Annotated in this window: 21 protein-coding genes; 11 read left to right on the top strand and 10 right to left on the bottom strand. The window is 72.1% G+C overall.

Features of this window, described 5'->3' with window-relative positions:
* Nucleotides 1-16 precede the first annotated feature (16 nt).
* From AQI70_RS00325 to AQI70_RS00315, 3 genes are all read right to left on the bottom strand, one after another.
* On the bottom strand, nucleotides 17-238 hold the full coding sequence (locus AQI70_RS00325; RefSeq protein ID WP_062142391.1) for a hypothetical protein: 222 nt from the start codon (nucleotides 236-238) through the stop codon (nucleotides 17-19).
* A gap of 34 nt (nucleotides 239-272) precedes the next feature.
* Nucleotides 273-1508 (bottom strand): inorganic phosphate transporter, encoded by a 1236-nt coding sequence (locus tag AQI70_RS00320; protein ID WP_062142389.1) that lies wholly within the window; start codon nucleotides 1506-1508, stop codon nucleotides 273-275.
* A gap of 163 nt (nucleotides 1509-1671) precedes the next feature.
* Nucleotides 1672-2421 carry a lysozyme gene (locus AQI70_RS00315; protein ID WP_062142387.1) on the bottom strand — a complete coding sequence of 250 codons (750 nt, stop codon included), beginning with the start codon at nucleotides 2419-2421 and terminating at the stop codon, nucleotides 1672-1674.
* A 207-nt stretch (nucleotides 2422-2628) separates the two neighbouring features.
* Between AQI70_RS00315 and AQI70_RS00310 the strand changes: the two genes are divergently transcribed.
* From AQI70_RS00310 to AQI70_RS00300, 3 genes are all read left to right on the top strand, one after another.
* Complete coding sequence (locus AQI70_RS00310; protein ID WP_062142385.1) at nucleotides 2629-3369, top strand: class II aldolase/adducin family protein; 741 nt, start codon at nucleotides 2629-2631, stop codon at nucleotides 3367-3369.
* A 574-nt stretch (nucleotides 3370-3943) separates the two neighbouring features.
* A complete protein-coding gene (locus tag AQI70_RS00305; RefSeq protein ID WP_062142383.1) occupies nucleotides 3944-5071 on the top strand; it encodes an alpha/beta hydrolase in 1128 nt (375 codons plus the stop codon).
* A 308-nt stretch (nucleotides 5072-5379) separates the two neighbouring features.
* Nucleotides 5380-6636 carry a hypothetical protein gene (locus AQI70_RS00300; RefSeq protein WP_062142381.1) on the top strand — a complete coding sequence of 419 codons (1257 nt, stop codon included), beginning with the start codon at nucleotides 5380-5382 and terminating at the stop codon, nucleotides 6634-6636.
* Nucleotides 6637-6649: 13 nt separating this feature from the next.
* Here the strand turns inward: AQI70_RS00300 and AQI70_RS00295 are convergent, their stop codons facing one another.
* A complete protein-coding gene (locus AQI70_RS00295; protein ID WP_062144855.1) occupies nucleotides 6650-7063 on the bottom strand; it encodes a VOC family protein in 414 nt (137 codons plus the stop codon).
* Between the two features lie 421 nt (nucleotides 7064-7484).
* Here AQI70_RS00295 and abc-f point away from each other — a divergent pair, with 421 nt between their 5' ends.
* From abc-f to AQI70_RS00280, 3 genes are all read left to right on the top strand, one after another.
* Complete coding sequence (gene abc-f / locus AQI70_RS00290) at nucleotides 7485-9083, top strand: ribosomal protection-like ABC-F family protein (protein ID WP_062142379.1); 1599 nt, start codon at nucleotides 7485-7487, stop codon at nucleotides 9081-9083.
* Nucleotides 9084-9418: 335 nt separating this feature from the next.
* Entirely contained in the window at nucleotides 9419-9640 is a 222-nt protein-coding gene (locus tag AQI70_RS00285) for a helix-turn-helix domain-containing protein (RefSeq protein WP_004002281.1), read from the top strand.
* Between the two features lie 132 nt (nucleotides 9641-9772).
* Nucleotides 9773-10576, top strand: a complete 804-nt coding sequence (locus tag AQI70_RS00280; RefSeq protein WP_062142377.1) for an enoyl-CoA hydratase/isomerase family protein — start codon at nucleotides 9773-9775, stop codon at nucleotides 10574-10576.
* A 12-nt stretch (nucleotides 10577-10588) separates the two neighbouring features.
* Here AQI70_RS00280 and AQI70_RS00275 read toward each other — a convergent pair whose 3' ends face one another.
* Entirely contained in the window at nucleotides 10589-11311 is a 723-nt protein-coding gene (locus AQI70_RS00275) for a hypothetical protein (RefSeq protein ID WP_062142375.1), read from the bottom strand.
* An 87-nt stretch (nucleotides 11312-11398) separates the two neighbouring features.
* Between AQI70_RS00275 and AQI70_RS00270 the strand changes: the two genes are divergently transcribed.
* From AQI70_RS00270 to amaP, 5 genes are read left to right on the top strand one after another with little or no spacing between them, the layout of a single operon-like run.
* Nucleotides 11399-11875: an Asp23/Gls24 family envelope stress response protein gene (locus tag AQI70_RS00270; RefSeq protein WP_062142373.1), complete on the top strand. Its 477-nt coding sequence runs from the start codon at nucleotides 11399-11401 to the stop codon at nucleotides 11873-11875.
* Nucleotides 11876-11934: 59 nt separating this feature from the next.
* On the top strand, nucleotides 11935-12120 hold the full coding sequence (locus tag AQI70_RS00265) for a hypothetical protein (RefSeq protein WP_004002285.1): 186 nt from the start codon (nucleotides 11935-11937) through the stop codon (nucleotides 12118-12120).
* Nucleotides 12121-12124: 4 nt separating this feature from the next.
* Nucleotides 12125-12538 carry an Asp23/Gls24 family envelope stress response protein gene (locus AQI70_RS00260; protein WP_062144852.1) on the top strand — a complete coding sequence of 138 codons (414 nt, stop codon included), beginning with the start codon at nucleotides 12125-12127 and terminating at the stop codon, nucleotides 12536-12538.
* Complete coding sequence (locus AQI70_RS00255) at nucleotides 12535-13212, top strand: DUF6286 domain-containing protein (RefSeq protein WP_062142371.1); 678 nt, start codon at nucleotides 12535-12537, stop codon at nucleotides 13210-13212. Before AQI70_RS00260 ends, AQI70_RS00255 begins: the two co-directional genes overlap by 4 nt.
* A 5-nt stretch (nucleotides 13213-13217) precedes the next feature.
* A complete protein-coding gene (amaP, locus tag AQI70_RS00250) occupies nucleotides 13218-13796 on the top strand; it encodes an alkaline shock response membrane anchor protein AmaP (protein WP_062144849.1) in 579 nt (192 codons plus the stop codon).
* Nucleotides 13797-13827: 31 nt separating this feature from the next.
* On the opposite strand, the gene AQI70_RS00245 is transcribed toward amaP, so the two are convergent.
* From AQI70_RS00245 to AQI70_RS00225, 5 genes are read right to left on the bottom strand one after another with little or no spacing between them, the layout of a single operon-like run.
* A complete protein-coding gene (locus AQI70_RS00245; protein WP_062142369.1) occupies nucleotides 13828-14583 on the bottom strand; it encodes an SDR family oxidoreductase in 756 nt (251 codons plus the stop codon).
* A 5-nt stretch (nucleotides 14584-14588) separates the two neighbouring features.
* The gene (locus AQI70_RS00240) at nucleotides 14589-16376 is read right to left on the bottom strand and encodes a glycoside hydrolase family 15 protein (RefSeq protein WP_062144846.1); all 1788 of its coding nucleotides are present in this window, start codon (nucleotides 16374-16376) and stop codon (nucleotides 14589-14591) included.
* Nucleotides 16377-16431: 55 nt separating this feature from the next.
* Complete coding sequence (locus AQI70_RS00235) at nucleotides 16432-16743, bottom strand: hypothetical protein (RefSeq protein ID WP_062142367.1); 312 nt, start codon at nucleotides 16741-16743, stop codon at nucleotides 16432-16434.
* On the bottom strand, nucleotides 16740-17390 hold the full coding sequence (locus AQI70_RS00230; RefSeq protein WP_062142365.1) for an RNA polymerase sigma factor: 651 nt from the start codon (nucleotides 17388-17390) through the stop codon (nucleotides 16740-16742). The genes AQI70_RS00235 and AQI70_RS00230 overlap by 4 nt, the downstream gene beginning before the upstream one ends.
* Complete coding sequence (locus AQI70_RS00225) at nucleotides 17387-18949, bottom strand: sodium:solute symporter family protein (RefSeq protein ID WP_062142363.1); 1563 nt, start codon at nucleotides 18947-18949, stop codon at nucleotides 17387-17389. The genes AQI70_RS00230 and AQI70_RS00225 overlap by 4 nt, the downstream gene beginning before the upstream one ends.
* Nucleotides 18950-18970 lie beyond the last annotated feature (21 nt).

The raw sequence follows: 18970 nt of genomic DNA, 5'->3' as shown, positions 1-18970 counted from the left end.
CGTCGGACCTCGTCGGTCAGGCCACGATCAGATAGATCCCGTACCCCACAGCCGCCGCACACGCCGCGAAGCACGCGTACGCGCCGGTGACCGCGAGCGCGGCCGAGCCGCCCTGTGCCGAGGCCTTCTCCTGGCGGGACAGGCCCGCGATGCCGAGGGTGAACAGGCCCACCAGGGCCACGGTGACCACGAGACTGACTCCGAAGACGGAGCCGAGAGCCGCCCAGTCGATCTTCATGCTGCTGCTTCCTTCGTTACCGGGTGGGCGGGGCTCAGACCGGGGTGGCCGGCGTGGCCGCCGGTTCGGTCGCGGGGGCCGGGATCGTGGCCGTGAGGTCCTCGGTCACCGTGCCCGCCGGGGGCGGGGTCACGGCGGCCATGGCCGTGGTCACCACGCCGGCCGGCTCGTCGGTCTCGTTGACGTTCGTGTGGTCGACGATCTCGCGGCGGGAGATCTTCCAGATCGCGGCGCTGGAGCTGACCAGGAAGACCGCGACGAGGGCCGTACCCCAGTCGCCGAAGCCCGTCACATACTCCGCGAGCGCTCCGACCAGGGCGGCGGCCGGGAGCGTGAGGCCCCAGGCGACGAACATCCGGGTGGCCGTCGACCAGCGGACCACGCCGCCCTTGCGGCCCAGGCCCGCGCCCATCACCGAACCGGAGACGGAGTGCGTGGTGGAGAGGGAGAAGCCCAGGTGGGAGGAGGCCAGGATGACCGTGGCCGCGCTGGTCTGGGCGGCGAAGCCCTGCTGCGGCTGGAGGTCGGTCAGGCCCTTGCCCATGGTGCGGATGATGCGCCAGCCGCCGAGGTAGGTGCCGAGCGCGATGGCGACGCCCGCGGAGAGGATGACCCACATGGGCGGGTCGGAGTCGGGGGCGAGGGTGCCGCCGGCGACCAGGGCGAGGGTGATGATGCCCATCGTCTTCTGCGCGTCGTTCGTGCCGTGGGCGAGGGAGACCAGACCGGCCGAGGCGATCTGGCCGGCGCGGTAGCCCTTCGCCGAGGCCTGACCGTCGGCCTTCTTGCCCAGGGAGTACGTCAGCCGCGTGGCCAGCATCGCGGCGAGGCCCGCGACCAGCGGGGCGGCGATCGCCGGGATCAGCACCTTGGTGACGAGCACGTCGCCGTGGACCGCGCCGAGGCCGGCCGAGGCGATGGTGGCGCCGATCAGACCGCCCATGAGGGCGTGCGAGGAGCTGGAGGGCAGGCCCACCAGCCAGGTCAGCAGATTCCAGAGGATCGCGCCGACCAGCGCGGCGAAGATGACCTCGGGACGGATGCCGCTCTCGTCGACGAGACCTTTGGAGATCGTGTTCGCGACCTCCACGGAGAGGAAAGCGCCTACAAGGTTCAGCACGGCGGACATGGCCACCGCGACCTTGGGCTTGAGCGCACCGGTCGAGATGGTCGTGGCCATCGCGTTGGCGGTGTCGTGGAAACCGTTCGTGAAATCGAACGCGAGTGCGGTTACCACCACAATCGCGAGGATCAGCGAGAAGTTTTCCATTTACCCAGGCAATCGTTCGAGGTCATTGGCTGTCTGAACGTAGGTAACCTGAGTGAACGGAAGGTGAACTGGGGCAGGCCGCGCGGTGTCCGGGAGGCAGGGTTTCTCCAATGGGCGGAGGCTCCCGTACCGCCGGGCAGCGCACGGCCCAGGCGCCGCAGGGCTAGTGGCCCCGGGCGAACTTCCTCAGCTGGGTCATGGACCCGTTGAAGAGATTCTGGTCACCCGGCAGGCTGCCGCTGCCGTTGTCGTACTGCCAGATGGTCCAGAACTGCCATCCGGCCGGCAGCGCTCCCGCGGTCGCGGAGTCGTAGCGGGCTGTCCACAGTGCGTGATTGGCGGCGAAGGCGCGGCTGGCGCCGGTGCAGGTGTTCCACCAGTGGGTGGTCGTGTAGATCACCGGACGGCGGCCGGTGAGCCGCTTCACCTCGTTGCTGAAGGACTGGATCCAGCCGACCATCTTCGCCTTGCTCAGCCCGTAGCACTTGTGCTTGCTGTACGGGTTGTACTCGATGTCGAGCGCGGGCGGCAGGGTCCAGCCGTCCGGCGTCCAGCCGCCGCCGTTGCGCACGAAGTGCTGCGCCTGCGTCTTGCCCGACGACTTGTTCGGCAGCGCGAAGTGGTACGCGCCGCGGAACAGGCCCACGTTGCGGGAGCCGTTGTACTGCTGGTTGAAGTACGGGTTGCGGTAGGTGTGGGACTCGGTCGCCTTGACGTAGACGAACCTGGCGCCCTTCGCCTTGGAATTCTGCCAGTTGACGTTCTTCTGGTGCGAAGAGACGTCATGGCCCCTGGGCTTTCCGGCCGCCGCGGCCGGAACCTCGGCGAGTGCGGTTCCCCCCAGGGCGAGCGCCGCCACGGATGCCGCTATGAGGCGGGCGCGGTGACGGGACGGTTTGCGATCACGGGCCATATTTCCCCCCGGAATGGCGACGTGCACGACAAATCTCCCAGAGATTACTGGAAGATCTGATAATCCTGATCGATTGCAGGCCAAGCACGGGAAGAGGTGGATGTATCCGTATATGCACTCTTCCGGACGCCCGTCCTCCGCCCTAAAGTGCCCCGGTTCGACGGTGACTTGAGGTCGTGGCGCGGTGCCGCCTGGCAGGATCGCCGCATGGCTGATGATCAGTGGGGCGAGCGGGGTGCCGGGGGCGGGCGGGATGTGCGGGAGGGCGCACAGGATGCGGGGGAGCCGTGGCGGAGGGGTGTGCGCCCCGAGGAGGCGGATGCCTGGGAGGCGCTCGTGGTGACAGCCCGCCGGACCGTGGCCGAGGGGCTGGTCGTGGGCACGTCCGGGAATGTCTCGGTGCGTGTCGGTGACACGGTGCTGGTCACGCCGTCGGGAGTGCCGTACGACCGGCTGACGCCGGAGGACGTGACGGGCGTCGACCTGGACGGTGGGCAGGTGCTGGGTGAGCTGGTGCCGACCAGTGAACTGCCCATGCACCTCGCGATCTACCGGGCCACGGACGCCGGCGCCGTCGTCCACACCCACGCCGTGCACGCGACGGCCGTCTCGACGCTGGTGCCGGAGCTCCCGCTGATCCACTACATGGCCGCCGCCCTCGGAGGACCGGTCCGGGTTGCCCCCTATGCGACGTACGGCACCCGGGAGTTGGCCGAGAACATGCTCCAGGCCCTCACCGACCGCACCGCCTGCCTCCTCCGGAACCACGGCACGATCGCCTACGGCACGACCTTGGACCAGGCCTACGACCGCACGGCCCAACTGGAGTGGATGTGCCACCTGTGGCTCACGGCGTCATCGGTGCCGGGACTGTCACCGACGCTGCTGTCGGAGGGGCAGGTGGCGGAGGTGGGGGAGCGCTTGCGGGGGTACGGGCAGCGGGGGTAGCCGGGGGTGCGCGTGCGATGCCTGCGGGTGCCTCCGGCGGTGGGGTGCGGGTGGCCGATGCCTGCGGCGGCCTGTGCGGGGTCGGTGGGGGTTCGCGTGCGAATGCCTGCGGCGGCCTGTGGGGGTTGGGCGGGGGTGCGCGTAGCGCCTTGGGTTGCGTTGTGGATCGGGGCCGCGCCGGGGGGTGTCCGTCCTCGGACCGGCGGCCCCCTTGGGCCAGGAGGTGCCGCGTGTTGACGCCGGTCACTGCGGGCGGACACCACCCGGCACGTCCCCTTCCCGCCGTACGCGACTGCGGGCCCGTCCGACCGCGGGTGGCTTACCCGACGGCCGACCACGCCCGCTCAGCCATGTCCGCCCAGCCGCGGGCAGTCGTGCCGCTGGGGCGGCACGGGTGGGCGCTGGGGGTACCCCCTGCTCGAAGAGCTTGGGGGAGGCGCCCCGGTAGCGCCGGGCCGCGCGACCCACCCCCGGCCAGCCGTAGCGCCGGGCGCGCGGCGACGGCAACCGGCAGACCTCACTCCGCACCGTCCTCCCACTGGCCGCTCCTCGCCTACGCCGGGACACTGGATGCGTGCGCACTGTCAAAGCGACGGCCGCTGCCGTCACCGTGGCTCTGGCGGCCGGCGCTGCGAGCGTCGCCGCCGGGCGGTTCGCCAGTGGGGCCGCGCTCAAGGCGCCCGCCGGTAAACCCCTGCCCACCGAACCCCGGCTCACCGTGCATGCCACGGCCGCCGGCCAGATCGCGCTCACCCGCGACCTCGCCTCCCTGCGCCCCGGCACCTACGGCCTCTCCGGCGACGCCTCGCACGCGGTCGTCGGCCCCGTGCTCGCCGCGGCGAAACACTCCGCCGACACCGTCGTACGCCGCCTGGACCGCGTCACCCACGGCACCCTCCAGCCCGGCGACAGCGTCTGGCTCACCCCGAACGTCTACGTCGGCAACCCGAGCGCCGCCCTCGGCCTCGACCACGCCGACGTCGACATCCCCGGCGAACTCGGCGCCCTGCCCGCCTGGTTCGTCCCCGGGGCACGGGACACCTGGGTCATAGCGGTGCACGGCCTCGGCACCACCCGCGAACACGCCATGAACCTCATGGAGTTCCTCCACAGCCGCCGCTTCCCGGTCCTCGCCCTCGCCTACCGCGGCGACCTCGGCGCACCCCGCCCGCCGGACGGCCTCAACCACCTCGGCGAGACCGAGTGGCGCGACCTGGACGCGGCGATGCGCTACGCCGTGCGGTACGGAGCCCGGCAGCTGGTGCTGCTCGGCTGGTCCACCGGCGCCACGATGGCGCTGCGCGCCGCCGCGCACTCGGGGCTCAGGGACCGGGTCTCCGGCCTCGTCCTGGACTCCCCGGTCCTCAGCTGGGAAGCCACGCTGCGCGCCCTCGCCGCGGCCCGCCACACGCCGAGCGTGCTGCTGCCGCTCGCGGTCCGCGCGGCCCAGGGCCGCACCGGCCTGTACGCCGACCGCCTCGCCGGCTCCCGTGCCCCCGACCACCTCACCGTGCCGACCCTGGTCTTCCACGGCCCGGACGACAGGGTGGCCCCCTGGACCCTGTCCCGCCGCCTCGCCGCGGCCCACCCCAACCTGGTGGCCCTCCAGACGGTCAGGAACGCCCCCCACGCCGCCATGTGGAACGCCGACCCCGAGGGTTATGAGGAGTCTTTGCGCCGATTCATCACACCGCTCATGTGATCCCCCAGCCGGCCGGCCCCGCAGATTCCGTTTAACCCCGTACCACTGGCCTGTTGTCAGTCCCCTGCCGTCCGCAAGGCCCCGTGCGTTGGCCATCCCCGTCGCCCCTCGTGACATTCCGTTTGGGTTTTCGGACCGTCAACCGCAAGACTGCACCCGTGACGTCCCGTATCCCGCGCGACTCCAGGCTTCGACTCGTCCGCCCGCGACCCCTGGCCGCCGCCCCCAGAGCCGTGAACCAGCGGCGCCCACGCCGCCCCGCACCGCGCCCTCCGGAGGGCACACCGGCCCGGGCCGAGCTGGCCAGAATGGCGCGCTCCGGTCTGGCCGCCGCGGCCCGTGTCGCCCACTGGGCCGACGCCGCCCTGGGCCCGGGCCGGGACGGCGGCGCCTCCGACGGCAAGGGCACCCTCTCCGACGAGACCGCCGAACGCGCGGCGCGGGACCTCGGCCTGACCGTGGCTCAGGTGCGCGCCGACTGGGACACCGCCCGCCTCGCCGGACTTGTCGAGGTGCACGGCGACAGGGCCCGCCCCGGCTGGCGGCTGCGCGCGTGGGACCGCGACGACAGCGCCGTCCTGCGCGGCTGGGTCGCCCTCTTCGACGCCTGGTCGCTCGCGCACCCGGAACCCGAGCAGCACGAGCACGGCGCCGCCGTGGCCGACGTCGTCTCGGCCATGCCGCAGGTGCTCTCCTTCCTGCAGCTGTCCGCCGGACCGGTCCCCGAGGAGCAGCTCCTGGACCTGCTGGAGCAGCGGGTCACCGAACTGCGCACCGAGAGATGCGAGATCCCCTACGGGCCGCAGCCCGAGCCCCTCGCGGACGCGACCGCCGTCGAGGACACGCCCCTCGCCCCTCTCCTCGACTGGGCCCTGCGCGCCCTCGCCTCCGTCGGCGCCCTCACCTACGGCGACGGGCAGGCCACGCTGACCCCGCTGGGCAGCTGGGCGGTCTGGGTCAAGCTGGAGCAGATCTGCGTCGCCGCCCAGAGCCCGGCCGGGAACATCGAGCAGTCCGCCGAGGACATGCTCCGCGGCTGTGCCCAGCTCCGCCCGAACGCCGCCCGCGACGAATACCGCGCCTGGCTCGCCGCCCGCCCCGTCGGCAGCGCCGTGACCGAACTCCTCGCCGCCGCCCGCGGCGAGGACGCCCTGCTGCGCGGCCTCGCCTTCGAGGCGCTGCGGGTCGTGGGCGCCCCCGCCGAGCCCGACGTACGCGCCGTCCTCGACGAGCCGACCCTGCGGCCGTACGCCCTGCTGTGGCTCGCCGAGCACGACGGCGTCGACCCCGAGGACGCCCACGAGGTGCTCACTCGGGAAGAGGCCACCTGGCTGTGGGTCGACACCGCCGCCGCCGTCGCCGACCACGGCGAGGCCCCGATGCTCGTACGGCACCTGGAGGCCGCGGTGCAGCCCACGGTGCCGATGCTCCTCGACGAGGTCCGCGCCGTCGGTCACCCCCGCACCGTGCAGGTCCTGGTCGCGCTCGCCGCGGCGCACCCCGACCCCGCCCTCGCGAAGGCCGTGCGCCGCGCCGCCTTCCAGGTGCACACCGGGGGCAGCTGAGCCGGACCGGCGCTCAGCCCGCCAACTCGGGCGCGTACGTGCCGAAGGTCCACACATTGCCCTCGGCGTCCCGGGCCATGTAGTCCCGTGAGCCGTAGTCCTGGTCCGTCGGGGGCATCAGAATCTCCGCCCCGTGCTCCACGGCCCGTCGGTGGTGTGCGTCGACGTCCTCCACGACGACGTACACCCCGGTCCTGCCCGCGTCCTTCATCGCGGCGTCGAAGACACCGCCGCGGCCCTTCGAACCGAGCATCACCGCGCCGTTGCCCTGCACCAGCTCGGCGTGCGTCACCGAGCCGTCCTCGCCCTCGTACACCGCCAGCTCCGTGAACCCGAAGGCCTCCGTGAGCTGTTTGATCGCCGCCTTCGCGTCCGCGTACAGCAGCGCCGGGTAGATACTCGGACGCCCGTCGCTCGTGCCTGCCATGCCGATCACCCCTTCGTGACCAATCACTGGGATCCACTGCTGTCGACCGCCGGATTCCGACCTGCTGCCCAGTCTCGCAGCGACCACTGACAACGGCCCGCGAGGCCCGCGCCGCGAGCCCCGGCGTGCCGTACGTCACGGCAAGGCGCCCCCGCCGCCCGGCCCTGCCCTGGCCGCGGCCCGGACCGCCCGCCCAGCTCATCGCCGTGGACGAGCGGCGAAGGGGCGCCCCGTACCGAAGCCCGTGCGGCCATGGAATCGTCAAGGAAGGCCGCGAGCCCGGGCCCGAACACCCGAACCAAGAAAAAGTGGTTGCACGGCCCCGTTAGACTGGCCCGCATGGCCATTCTCCTCGCGCATTAGACGGCGGGAACGTCCTCAGCCGCCCATCCCGCCACCAACCCCGCCCTGGAGTCTGTCCGTGATCTCCGCCTCCGGTATCGAGCTGCGCGCCGGTGCGCGCGTCCTCATCGAGTCCGCGACCTTCCGTGTCGCCAAGGGTGACCGCATCGGCCTCGTCGGCCGCAACGGCGCCGGCAAGACCACCCTCACCAAGTGCCTCGCCGGCGAGGGCATCCCCGCCGCCGGCCAGATCACCCGCTCCGGCGAGGTCGGCTACCTCCCGCAGGACCCCCGCACCGGCGACCTCGACATCCTCGCCCGCGACCGCATCCTCTCCGCGCGCGGTCTGGACGTACTGATCCGCAAGATGCGCGAGAACGAGGAGCGCATCGCCAACGGCAAGGGCTCCACTCGCGAGAAGGCGCTCAAGCAGTACGAGCGCCAGGAGACGGAGTTCCTCACCAAGGGCGGGTACTCCGCCGAGGCCGAGGCGGCCACCATCGCCGCCGCGCTCAACCTGCCCGACCGGGTGCTCGGCCAGCCCCTGCACACCCTCTCCGGCGGTCAGCGCCGCCGTATCGAGCTCGCCCGCATCCTGTTCTCCGACGCGGACACCCTGCTGCTCGACGAGCCGACCAACCACCTCGACGCCGACTCGATCATCTGGCTGCGGGACTACCTCAAGACGTACCGGGGTGGCTTCATCGTCATCTCGCACGATGTCGATCTCGTCGACACCGTCGTCAACAAGGTGTTCTATCTCGACGCCAACCGCGCCACGATCGACATCTACAACATGGGCTGGAAGCTCTACCAGCAGCAGCGCGAGGCCGACGAGAAGCGCCGCAAGCGCGAGCGGCAGAACGCCGAGAAGAAGGCCGCCGCGCTCAACGCCCAGGCCGACAAGATGCGCGCCAAGGCCACCAAGACCGTCGCCGCGCAGAACATGGCCCGGCGGGCGGAGCGGCTGCTGTCCGGCCTCGAAGAGGTCCGGCAGTCCGACAAGGTCGCCAAGCTCCGCTTCCCGGAGCCCGCGCCCTGCGGCAAGACCCCGCTCACGGCCGAGGGCCTGTCGAAGTCGTACGGCTCCCTGGAGATCTTCACCGACGTGGACCTGGCCGTCGACAAGGGGTCGAGGGTGGTCATCCTCGGTCTCAACGGCGCCGGCAAGACGACCCTGCTCCGGCTCCTCGCGGGCGTCGAGCAGCCGGACACGGGCGCGGTCATCCCCGGCCACGGCCTCAAGGTCGGCTACTACGCCCAGGAGCACGAGACCCTGGACGCCGACCGCACGGTCCTGGAGAACATGCGCTCCGCGGCCCCCGACATGGATCTCGTCGAGGTCCGCAAGGTGCTCGGCTCGTTCCTGTTCTCCGGCGACGACGTGGACAAGCCGGCCGGGGTTCTCTCCGGCGGCGAGAAGACCCGTCTCGCCCTCGCCACGCTGGTCGTCTCCTCGGCGAACGTCCTGCTCCTCGACGAGCCCACCAACAACCTCGACCCGGCCAGCCGCGAGGAGATCCTCGGCGCGCTGCGCACCTACAAGGGCGCGGTCGTGCTCGTCACCCACGACGAGGGCGCCGTCGAGGCGCTGCAGCCGGAGCGGATCATCCTGCTGCCGGACGGTGTCGAGGACCTGTGGGGCTCCGACTACGCGGATCTCGTCGCCCTGGCTTGATCGAATGCGTGATCACCGGCGTATGGATCATTCGGCCCATCCGTGATCCATCATCTGTGTGAGATCTCCTCGTACCGAGGTGTGTACTACACCGATTTCGCGGCCGAGTCCCCTATCGAGCGGGGCTCGGCCGCGGTGCGTCTCTGACCTGGGACTTCGTAAAAGAACCCGTTCGGCTGTACGGACGACATCGTGCGGAATCATTAATTCCGCATGTGGGGATGTGCTCCTGTCGTCAAAACCTTGTCTCACGGACCTTGCCGAATGGGTGGCCATGAAGCCCCGGAGGGGTGATCATGAGGAGACCAGAGCGCACTTCCCATGAGGAGGCACGGGTGGCCGAGACTCTGAAGAAGGGCAGCCGGGTGACCGGCGCCGCGCGCGACAAGCTCGCGGCAGACCTGAAGAAGAAGTACGACTCCGGTGCGAGCATTCGGGCACTGGCCGAGGAAACCGGCCGCTCGTATGGCTTCGTACACCGGATGCTCAGCGAATCGGGCGTCACGCTCCGTGGGCGTGGCGGGGCGACACGGGGCAAGAAGGCCGCATCGTCCTGATCCCGGGCGGCCCATCGGCTTCGATGGTGGCCACCCGGTCGGTCGGCTGATCGGCCGGGTGGTTACTGTGCAGTCACTTAGGGGGTGCCTTCCCGGCATCCCGTGGATGACCGCACTCATCGGAGGCGCCCCATGGCTTCGCCCGAGGAAAAACTCGCTCCCCTGCTCGACAAGAACGGCGTACGGCTCACCGTCGACGGCGCGATCGCCACGGTGACGCTGACCAATCCGGCCAAGCGCAACGCACAGAGCCCCGCCATGTGGCGGACGCTCGCCGAGGCCGGGCGGGTGCTGCCGGGCAACGTGCGGGTCGTGGTCCTGCGCGGTGAGGGCAAGTCCTTCTCCGCCGGGCTCGACCGGCAGATGTTCACGCCCGAGGGGATCGAGGGCGAACCCTCCTTCATCGATCTCGCGCGCAGCAGCGACGCCGAACTCGACGCTGCCATCGCCGAGTTCCAGGAGGGCTTCACCTGGTGGCGGCGCAACGACATCGTGTCCATCGCCGCCGTCCAGGGGCATGCCATCGGGGCGGGCTTCCAGCTCGCGCTCGCCTGTGACGTGCGCGTCGTCGCGGACGACGTGCAGTTCGCCATGCGCGAGACCAGCCTCGGGCTGGTGCCGGACCTGACGGGCACCCATCCGCTCGTCGGCCTGGTCGGATACGGCCGTGCGCTGGAGATCTGCGTGACGGGTCGGTTCGTGTCGGCCGAGGAGGCCGTCAGCAGCGGGCTGGCCAACCTCGCCGTGCCCGCCGAGCAGCTCGACGACACCGTACGGGATCTGGCGGGGGCCGTCGTGGCCGCGCCGCGGGATGCCGTCATCGAGACCAAGGCGCTGCTTCGTGGTGCCGTGGACCGCACGTACGACGAGCAGCGCGATGCCGAGCGGGCCGCGCAGGCGCGGCGGCTGCGGGACCTGGCCGGCCTCGGCGAGTGAGCCCTGCGCTGCTCAGCCGACGGACGTGACCAGCACCGCCACCGTCGGGTGATCCGCCAGCGCCCTTCCCACCCTTTCGCGGACCTCCCGGGCCACCTCAACGGCCCGCTGGTCGGCGCTCACCGCGATCTCCACGCGTACATGGCGATGCGGCAGGGCGGCCTCGTCCTGCCGTTCCTCGATGTGCACCGAACGGCCCAACCCGCCCAGGGTGCCGGTCATTCGGGTGACGCCCGGGATCGCCAGGGTCACGGCGGCGATGCGTTCCTCGTCGGGAGTGGCGGGCTCCGCCGACCGGGTCGGCTCGGGCGGCTGTACGGCAGGGGCCTCCGCCTCCTCGTCGAGCAGGGCCGTCACTCGTAGATCCACCTCGGTCACCGTCAGGCCGAGGCGTTCCGTCGCCGCCGCGGCCAACAGCGCGCGCAGCCGCTCCGCCGTCGCGGGCAGCGGCTCGGCCGCCGTCGCCGCGAAGTCCGCCGTGACCCGGAGCGGCCCCGGCGGCAGCGCGCTCGGAGGCAGCGGTACGGCGGCCTCGTGCACGTCCTTTGGGTCGGTCAGCCCGATCCGGAGCGCGCCCAGCCGTACCCCGCGCACGCCCGCTGCCGCGCGCCGCAACACCACCTCGGCCGCCCGCTCGGAGATCCACGAGCCGTCGCGCGCGCCGCCCAGAGGCAGCAGTCTGCCGAGCCCGAGCTGCTGCCGCACTGCCTGCGTCCACCGATCTGCCGTCGTCATTCCTCCAGCCTGCCGCATCCGTGGCGCGGGATCGCGTCGCCGTGCTTACGGTGGTCAAGGGACGACAACCGAAAAGGACGAACGGCCATGACTGAGACGACCGAGCAGAACCGGGGGACGGAGGGCGAGACCCTCAGCACGCGAAAGACGCAGGCGACCCGGCGCGGCGGGGGAGACCCCGGTGGCCGGGGCAGGACGACCATCGCGGACGGCGTCGTGGAGAAGATCGCCGGGATGGCCGCACGCGATGTGGACGGTGTGCACGCCATGGGCAGCGGACTGGCGCGGACCTTCGGGGCGGTGCGCGACCGGGTGCCCGGCGGGGCCAAGTCGGTGACGCGCGGGGTGAAGGCCGAGGTCGGTGAGGTACAGGCCGCGCTCGACCTGGAGATCGTCGTCGAGTACGGCGTGTCGATCGCCGACGTGGCCCGCGACGTGCGCGAGAACGTCATCACCGCCGTCGAGCGGATGACCGGCCTCGAAGTCGTCGAGGTCAACATCTCGGTGAGTGATGTGAAGCTGCCGGACGAAGAGGAAGAGGAACCGGAGCGCCGGATCCAGTGACGCACCGGCGACCGGACAACGCGGGGGCGGGGACTTGCTGAGGAGCTGAGGAGCGCACCATGAGCATGGCCGTGGTCGGCATGATCGCCGGCATGACACTGGGCTTCGCCGGTTATTTCGGCGGGTTCGGCGCCTTCTTGCTGGTGGCGGCCCTGGGCGCCGTCGGCTTCGTCGCCGGGCGGTTCCTGGAAGGGGACTGGGAGCTCGGCGACTTCTTCCGGCACCGTGACGAACGGCGGCGGTGACACCGTGAGCGGTGGGGCGACGGAGCTCCGCAGACCGCTGAGCACGGTGCCGCCCGTTGAACGCGGGGCGACCCGGACCGCCGACCGGGTCGTCGCGAAGATCGCCTCACAGGCCGCACGCGAGGCGGTGGGTGAGCTGACCAAGGACGCGGCCCGGCCCTACGCCGACGTCGTGGTCCGCCCCCAGGCGCTCGACTCCGCTCGGGCCGGGGCGGCCCCCGTCGACACGGCCCGGGTCCGCGTCCACCTCGAACTCGACTACCCCACCGACATCGGCGCCCGGTGCGCGGCTGTGCGTCGGCATGTCGTGGAGCGGGTAGGCGCGTTGGTGGGCATGGAGGTGCCGGAGGTCACCGTGCACGTGGAGCGGCTGCACCCGGCGCCCGCGCAGGGCACGGCACAGGGGAGGACGCGATGAGCGAGCCCCAGGGCACCGAGGGCACCACACAGCGACTGCCGGTCATCGAGAAGGCGACCGGGCCCGGCAGCCTCGACCAGTCGGCGTCGGCAGCGGACTACGAGCCCCCGCCGGCCGTCGACGGCGACGGCCGTGAGCGCCGCTTCTGGTCGGCCCGCCGTATCCCGGCCGCCCTCACCGCGCTCGTGCTGCTCGCCACCGCGGGCATGTTCCTCTACGACATCGCCGCCGTGCGCGCCGACCGGCCCGCCATGCGCTGGCGCCGGGAACTGGCCCGCGGGCTCGCCGAACGCCCCCTCGACGACATCTGGGTGCTCGTCGGCGCGGGCGTCGCCACCGCCCTCGGCCTCTGGCTGCTCGTCCTGGCCGCCACACCCGGTCTGCGGTCGGTACTGCCGATGCGGCGCACCCACCCCGACGTCCGCGCGGGACTCCACCGCGACCTGGCCGCCCTGGTCCTGCGCGACCGGGCCATGGAAGTCGCCGGGGTCCAGACCGTACGGGTACGGGTGGGCCGCGCCCGGGCCGACGTCCGCGCGGTCTCGCACTTCCGCGATCTGGACGACGTACGCACCGACCTGGACGCCACGCTCGCCGACGCGATCAGGGGCCTGGGGCTGACCCGCCCGCCCGCGCTGTCGGTCCATGTACGGCGACCCGGACGGAAGGGGTGACGGCCGTGCTCAGGGTGGTCAACCGGGTGCTGATCGGGATCGTCGGGCTGGTGCTGGTGGTGATCGGCGGCTCCGTCCTGGCCGTGGGGCTCGGCCTGGATCCTCCCTCTTGGTGGATCCACCACGACCGCCACGACGTCCTGCTCAGCGACGCCGAGCGGACGCGCTGGCGGGGCGACGCCTGGTGGTGGCCGACCGTCATCGCCGTACTGGCCGTCCTGGTGCTGCTCGCCCTGTGGTGGCTGACCACGAACCTGCGCCGACGCCGCCTCGCCGAGATCCTGGTCGACACCGGCGACGGCGAGGGCGCACTGCTGCGGGGACGGGCCCTGGAGGGCGTACTGGAAAGCGAGGCGGCGGGGCTGGAGGGGGTCCAGCGCGCCCACGTCCACTTGACGGGCCGCCGCAGCGCCCCCGAGACCCGGGTGCGGCTCCTGCTGGAACCGCATGTGGACCCGGGGACCGCGCTGAACGACCTCACGGCGCAGGCCCTGACCCACGCCCGCGACTCGGCGGGCCTGGCCGCACTGCCGACCGAGGTCCGGCTGCGGGGCGTCAAGCACCGTGCCGAGAGGGTGACTTGAGTGAACCCGTGCCGAGAGGGTGACTTGAACCTCAGAAGCCGTGCCGCATCCCGCCGTCCACCGGCAGCATGATCCCCGTCAGATAGGAAGCCGCCGGCGACAGGAGGAACGCCGCCGCACGCCCGAACTCCTCCGGCGTCCCGTACCGCCGAAGGGGAATCCGCGCCTCGTTCGCGGCCCGGGTGGCCTCCGGGTCCGCCGACATGCCGTCCAGCTCCCGCACCCGGTCCGTATCGATACGCGCCGGAAGCAGTCCGACCACCCGAATGCCCCGCGGCCCCAACTCGTCCGCGAGGGACTTGGCGAACCCGGCCAGCCCCGGCCGCAGCCCGTTCGAAATGGTCAGCCCCGGAATCGGCTCATGCACCGAACCCGACAGCACGAACCCGATGACCCCGCCCTCATCGAGCTCCGCCGCTGCCGCCCGAGCAAGCCGGACCGCTCCGAGGAACACCGACTCGAACGCGGCCTGCCACTGCTCGTCGGTGTTGTCGGCGACAAAACCGGCCGGCGGTCCGCCCACACTGATGAAAACGCCGTCGAACCGGCCGAACCGCTCGCGCGCGGCGGCGATGAGCCGAGCCGGCGCCTCCGGGTCGGCGTTGTCGACGGCCATCCCGACGGCGTTCGGCCCCAGTTCGCCCGCGGCGGCGGCGACCCGCTTCTCGTCCCGCCCGGTCACCACCACCTTCGCCCCGTCGGCCACGAGCTCACGCGCCGCCGCGTTGCCCAGTCCGCGGGTGGCCCCCGTGACGACGTACACCCGGTCCTTCAGTCCAAGATCCATGGCCCCTATCCTGCCTCCTCGTCCCCGAACAGGGCGAGGGCGGTGTTCACCAGGCCGATGTGGCTGAAGGCCTGCGGGAAGTTGCCGAGCTGGCGGCCGGAGACGGGGTCGTACTCCTCGGACAGCAGGCCCACGTCGTTGGCGAGCCCGGCCACCCGCTCGAACAGCTCCCGGGCCTCCTGGATACGGCCCGTCATGTGCAGCGCGTCCGCGAGCCAGAACGAGCACACCAGGAACGCGCCCTCGCTGCCCGGCAGCCCGTCGACGGTCGTCTCGTCGGTGCTGTAGCGACGCAGGAAACCGTCATGGCTGAGCTCGGCGCGGATCGCGTCGATGGTGCCGGTGACGCGCGGGTCGTCGGGCGGCAGGAAGCCGACGCGCGGGATGAGCAGCAGCGCGGCGTCGAGTTCACGGGAGCCGTAGGACTGTGTGAAGGTGTTCCGCTCGGCGTCGTAGCCCTTCTCGCACACCTCGCGGTGGACGTCGTCGCGCAGCTCCCGCCAGCCGTCGAGGTCGCCTTCCAGGTTCGGGTTCTTCTCCAGGGTGCGCACGGCCCGGTCCGCGGCCACCCACACCATCACCTTCGAGTGCACGAAGTGACGGCGGCCGCCGCGCACCTCCCACAGCCCCTCGTCCGGCCGCTGCCACTGCTCGCGCAGCCAGTCGATGAGGGCGGCCTGGATCGCCCAGATCTGCGGCTTGGTGGACAGACCCGCGTGCCGGGCCAGCGCCAGCGTGTCCATGACCTCGCCGTACACGTCCAACTGGAGCTGCTGCACGGCCTGGTTGCCGATGCGGACGGGCCTGGAGCCGGCGAAGCCGGACAGCCACGGCACCTCGAACTCGGGCAGCCGCCGCTCGCCCGCCAGGCCGTACATGATCTGCAGGTCTGCCGGGTCGCCGGCGACCGCGCGCAGCAGCCAGTTGCGCCACGCCTCGGCCTCCTCCTGATAGCCCGCCGCCAGCAGGGCGTTCAGGGTGAGGGTGGAGTCGCGCAGCCAGCAGTAGCGGTAGTCCCAGTTGCGGACCCCGCCCAACTCCTCGGGGAGCGAGGTGGTGGGGGCGGCGACGATGCCGCCGGTCGGCCGGTAGGTGAGGGCTTTGAGGGTGATCAGGGAGCGGACCACGGCGTCGCGGTACGGGCCGTCGTAGCGGCAGCGGCTTGCCCACTTCCGCCAGTCGCGGACGCTGGTGCGCAGTGTCCTGTACGGGTCGACGAGCGGCGGGCGCGGCTCGTGCGAGGGGTGCCAGGTGAGGACGAACGCGACCTTCTCGCCCTCCTCGACCGTGAACTCCGAGTAGGTGCCGAAGCCCTTGCCCCAGGTGTGCACCTCGGGCTCGCTGCGCAGCCACACCGAGTCCGGTCCGGCCACGGCCACACGGTGGCCGTCGGACTTGCGCACCCAGGGGACGATCGAGCCGTAGTCGAAGCGGATCCGCAGGGCGCTGTGCACGGTGACTCGGCCGCTGAGGCCCTCCACGATGCGCACCAGGTCGGGGGCGCGGTCGCGTTGGGGCATCAGATCGGTGACGCGGATCGCGCCCTCGTCGGTCTCCCACTCGGTGTCCAGCACCAGGGTGTCCGGGCGGTAGGCGCGGCGGGTGCAGGGGCCCTTCGCGTGCTTGGGGGCGATGCGCCAGTGGCCGTTCTCCTCGTCACCCAGCAGCCTGGCGAAGCAGGCGGCCGAGTCGAAGCGGGGCAGACACAGCCAGTCGACGGAGCCGTCCGTGCCGATCAGGGCAGCCGTCTGCTCGTCACCGATCAGGGCGTAGTCCTCGATGCGCGGGTGCACGGGGTTGCGGGTTCCCTGGGTCTCCATGGACCAATCCTGAGTGTCCAGGCGCCGATCAGGGGTGGGGCCGGGGAAGCGACACGCCCGCCGCGGACCCGGTACCGGAGAAGATCACGCCGGGATCGGCCGGGGCCTGGTTCAGGACCCACAGCCCGATCAGGGTGGCCAGGGCGAACACGACCATGACGAGGACGGCGAGGACGAGCCGTCGCCGGCGTTCCCGGCGCAGCCACTCGCCGCGCGCCGTGCGATAGGCGTCGGGCGCGGCCTGCACTCCGCCGGCGAGCGCGGCGAGCGCCTCGCGCAGCTCCCGCTCCGTGCGGTCCGCACTGGTGCCACGCGACCCAGTCGCGTCTCGATGCGTCATCGCCGGGCCTCCATCGCCTGGGTCAGGGCGGCGAGGCCGCGCGCGGTATGGGTTTTGACGGACCCGCAGGAGATGCCCATCGCCGCGGCGATCTCGCTCTCCTTCAGTCCGAGCCAGTGCCGCAGCACCAGTGCCTCGCGCTGCCGGGCGGGCAATTGCTGGAGCGCGTCGATCAGCACGCGCTGGTCGTCACGGAGCAGCGCGGTGCTCTCGGCGGAGGCGACGACGTCGACGGGCGGGGCCGGGGGGTTCTCGGTGTGCCTGCGGGCGACCTGGAGGTGGCGTATGCGCATCCGCGTCAGATTGCAGACGGTGGAGCGCAGATACGCCTCCGCCGACTCGACGTCCCGCAGCCGCCGCCACTTGCGGTAGATCTGGTAGTACGCCTCGGCCACCACGTTCTCCGGGTCGTCGGCGCCGAGCAGCACGGCCAGGCGCAGCATCGAGGAGTAGTGCAGCTCGAAGAGCCGCGCGAGGGCGGCCTCGCGCTCCAGCTCCACCGGGTCGGTCACGGCGGGTGCCAGGGGTGCGCCGGGCGGCGCCGACGCGAGGGCCGCTCCGCCCGGGTCGGCGGGGCGCGTCGCGAGCGGCTCCTGCGGACTCGGAACGGCCGCCTCCCGTAGGGGAGTTGTGGGTCTGCGTCTCACGGCTGGTTCGCTCCCGTCTCGGGGCGCCGCCTGACGGTCAGGCGGGACGGCAGGTCGGTCAGGTCGGCGCCGCGCGGGACACCGAGGCGTTCGAGCACCGCGGTCCCGGCCACCGCGACGATCAGGTTGAGCAGCAGGGCGGCGAGCCCGGCGTAGATCTCGACCGGTCCGGCGCCGGTGCCGAGCGGCACGACCGAGGAGAACCCCTCGCGCACCACGAGGAAGGTGCCGGCCACCATGCCCACGGCCCACCCGGCGAGCAGCGCCCGCGGGTGCAGCCGCCCGGTGAACAGGCCGACGGCGACGGCCGGGAAGACCTGGAGGATCCATACGCCGCCGAGCAGCTGGAGGTTGATGGCGTCCTGGTCGCGCAGCCCGAACACGAACGCCACCGCCCCCACCTTCGCGGTCAGCGACACCGCCTTGGCGATGCGCACCTGCCGCTTGGGCGTGGCGGTGGGATGGACGTACTCGACGTACACGTTCCGTACGAAGCTGGTGGCGGCGGCGATCGACATCACGGCCGCCGGGACCAGCGCCCCCACGGTGATCGCGCCGAACACCAGCCCGGCCAGCGGCCCCGGCATCAGCCGGTCGACCAGCATCGGCACGGCCGCCTCGGCGCCCCCGTCGGGTGCCTCCACCCCCGTCGCGAGGGCCGCGATGCCGAGGAAGCCGAAGAGGGCGAGCAGTCCCGTCCAGGCGGGCAGGGCCACCGAGACCTTGCGCAGGGTGCGGGGGCCGTCGGCGGCGAAGCCCGCGGTGAGGACGTGCGGGTACATCAGCAGGGCGAGCGCGGAGCCGAGGGCGAGGGTGGCGTACGCGGGCTGCTGGTCCGGGGACAGCAGGAGGGGCGAGTTCGCGGCGTCCGTGCCGCCGAGCCGCCGGGCCGCGCCGTCGAAGACCGCGCCGAACCCGCCGAGCCGCTCCAGGACCAGCCAGCACACGGCGGTGAGCGAGACGAAGACGGCCACCGCCTTCAGCGCCGAGATCACCGTCGGCGCCCGCAGCCCGTGCCGGTACGTCGCCACCGCAAGCCCGGCGAACAGCGCCACCATCACCAGGTCACCGGCCGCGCCCCGCGGGTACAGGCCACCCGCCGTGAGCACCGCGCGTATGCCGAGCAGCTGAAGCGCCAGATACGGCATCGTCGCCAGTATCCCGGTCAGCGCGACCACCAGCGCCAGCGGCGGCGAGCCGTACCGCCCGCGCACGAAGTCGGCGGCGGTCACATAGCCGTGCCGCTTCGCCACCGACCACAGCCGGCTCAGCAGCACGAAGGCGATCGGACAGACGATCACCGTGTACGGCACCGCGAAGAAGGCGGGTGCGCCGTTGCCGTACGCCAGTCCCGGTACGGCGGTGAAGGTGTACGCGGTGAAGATCGTGCCGCCGAGCAGCAGCCAGGTCCACACCGGGCCGAGACTGCGGTCGGCCAGCGCCCAGCCCTCCAGGGAGGGCAGCCGGTCGCTGGGGTGCAGGCGGCGCGCGGTGACGGCGAGCAGCGACGCCCCGCCGATCACGGCGAGAAACGTCGCGGTCATGGCGCCATCCGCCATGGGTCACCGTCCTTGGTGTGC

The sequence above is a fragment of the Streptomyces curacoi genome (assembly GCF_001513975.1).
Classification (GTDB): domain Bacteria; phylum Actinomycetota; class Actinomycetes; order Streptomycetales; family Streptomycetaceae; genus Streptomyces; species Streptomyces curacoi.
This window is presented reverse-complemented; position numbering and strand designations above follow the sequence as displayed.

Bases quoted from the DNA above. Each gene is read 5' to 3' on its own strand.
- AQI70_RS00275 (WP_062142375.1), bottom strand. From the start codon at position 11,311: ATGACGACGGCAGATCGGTGGACGCAGGCAGTGCGGCAGCAGCTCGGG.
- AQI70_RS00300 (WP_062142381.1), top strand. From the start codon at position 5,380: ATGGCGCGCTCCGGTCTGGCCGCCGCGGCCCGTGTCGCCCACTGGGCC.
- AQI70_RS00270 (WP_062142373.1), top strand. From the start codon at position 11,399: ATGACTGAGACGACCGAGCAGAACCGGGGGACGGAGGGCGAGACCCTC.
- AQI70_RS00245 (WP_062142369.1), bottom strand. From the start codon at position 14,583: ATGGATCTTGGACTGAAGGACCGGGTGTACGTCGTCACGGGGGCCACC.
- AQI70_RS00225 (WP_062142363.1), bottom strand. From the start codon at position 18,949: ATGGCGGATGGCGCCATGACCGCGACGTTTCTCGCCGTGATCGGCGGG.
- AQI70_RS00295 (WP_062144855.1), bottom strand. From the start codon at position 7,063: ATGGCAGGCACGAGCGACGGGCGTCCGAGTATCTACCCGGCGCTGCTG.
- AQI70_RS00315 (WP_062142387.1), bottom strand. From the start codon at position 2,421: ATGGCCCGTGATCGCAAACCGTCCCGTCACCGCGCCCGCCTCATAGCG.
- AQI70_RS00320 (WP_062142389.1), bottom strand. From the start codon at position 1,508: ATGGAAAACTTCTCGCTGATCCTCGCGATTGTGGTGGTAACCGCACTC.
- AQI70_RS00310 (WP_062142385.1), top strand. From the start codon at position 2,629: ATGGCTGATGATCAGTGGGGCGAGCGGGGTGCCGGGGGCGGGCGGGAT.
- AQI70_RS00255 (WP_062142371.1), top strand. From the start codon at position 12,535: ATGAGCGAGCCCCAGGGCACCGAGGGCACCACACAGCGACTGCCGGTC.
- AQI70_RS00265 (WP_004002285.1), top strand. From the start codon at position 11,935: ATGAGCATGGCCGTGGTCGGCATGATCGCCGGCATGACACTGGGCTTC.
- AQI70_RS00325 (WP_062142391.1), bottom strand. From the start codon at position 238: ATGAAGATCGACTGGGCGGCTCTCGGCTCCGTCTTCGGAGTCAGTCTC.
- AQI70_RS00280 (WP_062142377.1), top strand. From the start codon at position 9,773: ATGGCTTCGCCCGAGGAAAAACTCGCTCCCCTGCTCGACAAGAACGGC.
- AQI70_RS00235 (WP_062142367.1), bottom strand. From the start codon at position 16,743: ATGACGCATCGAGACGCGACTGGGTCGCGTGGCACCAGTGCGGACCGC.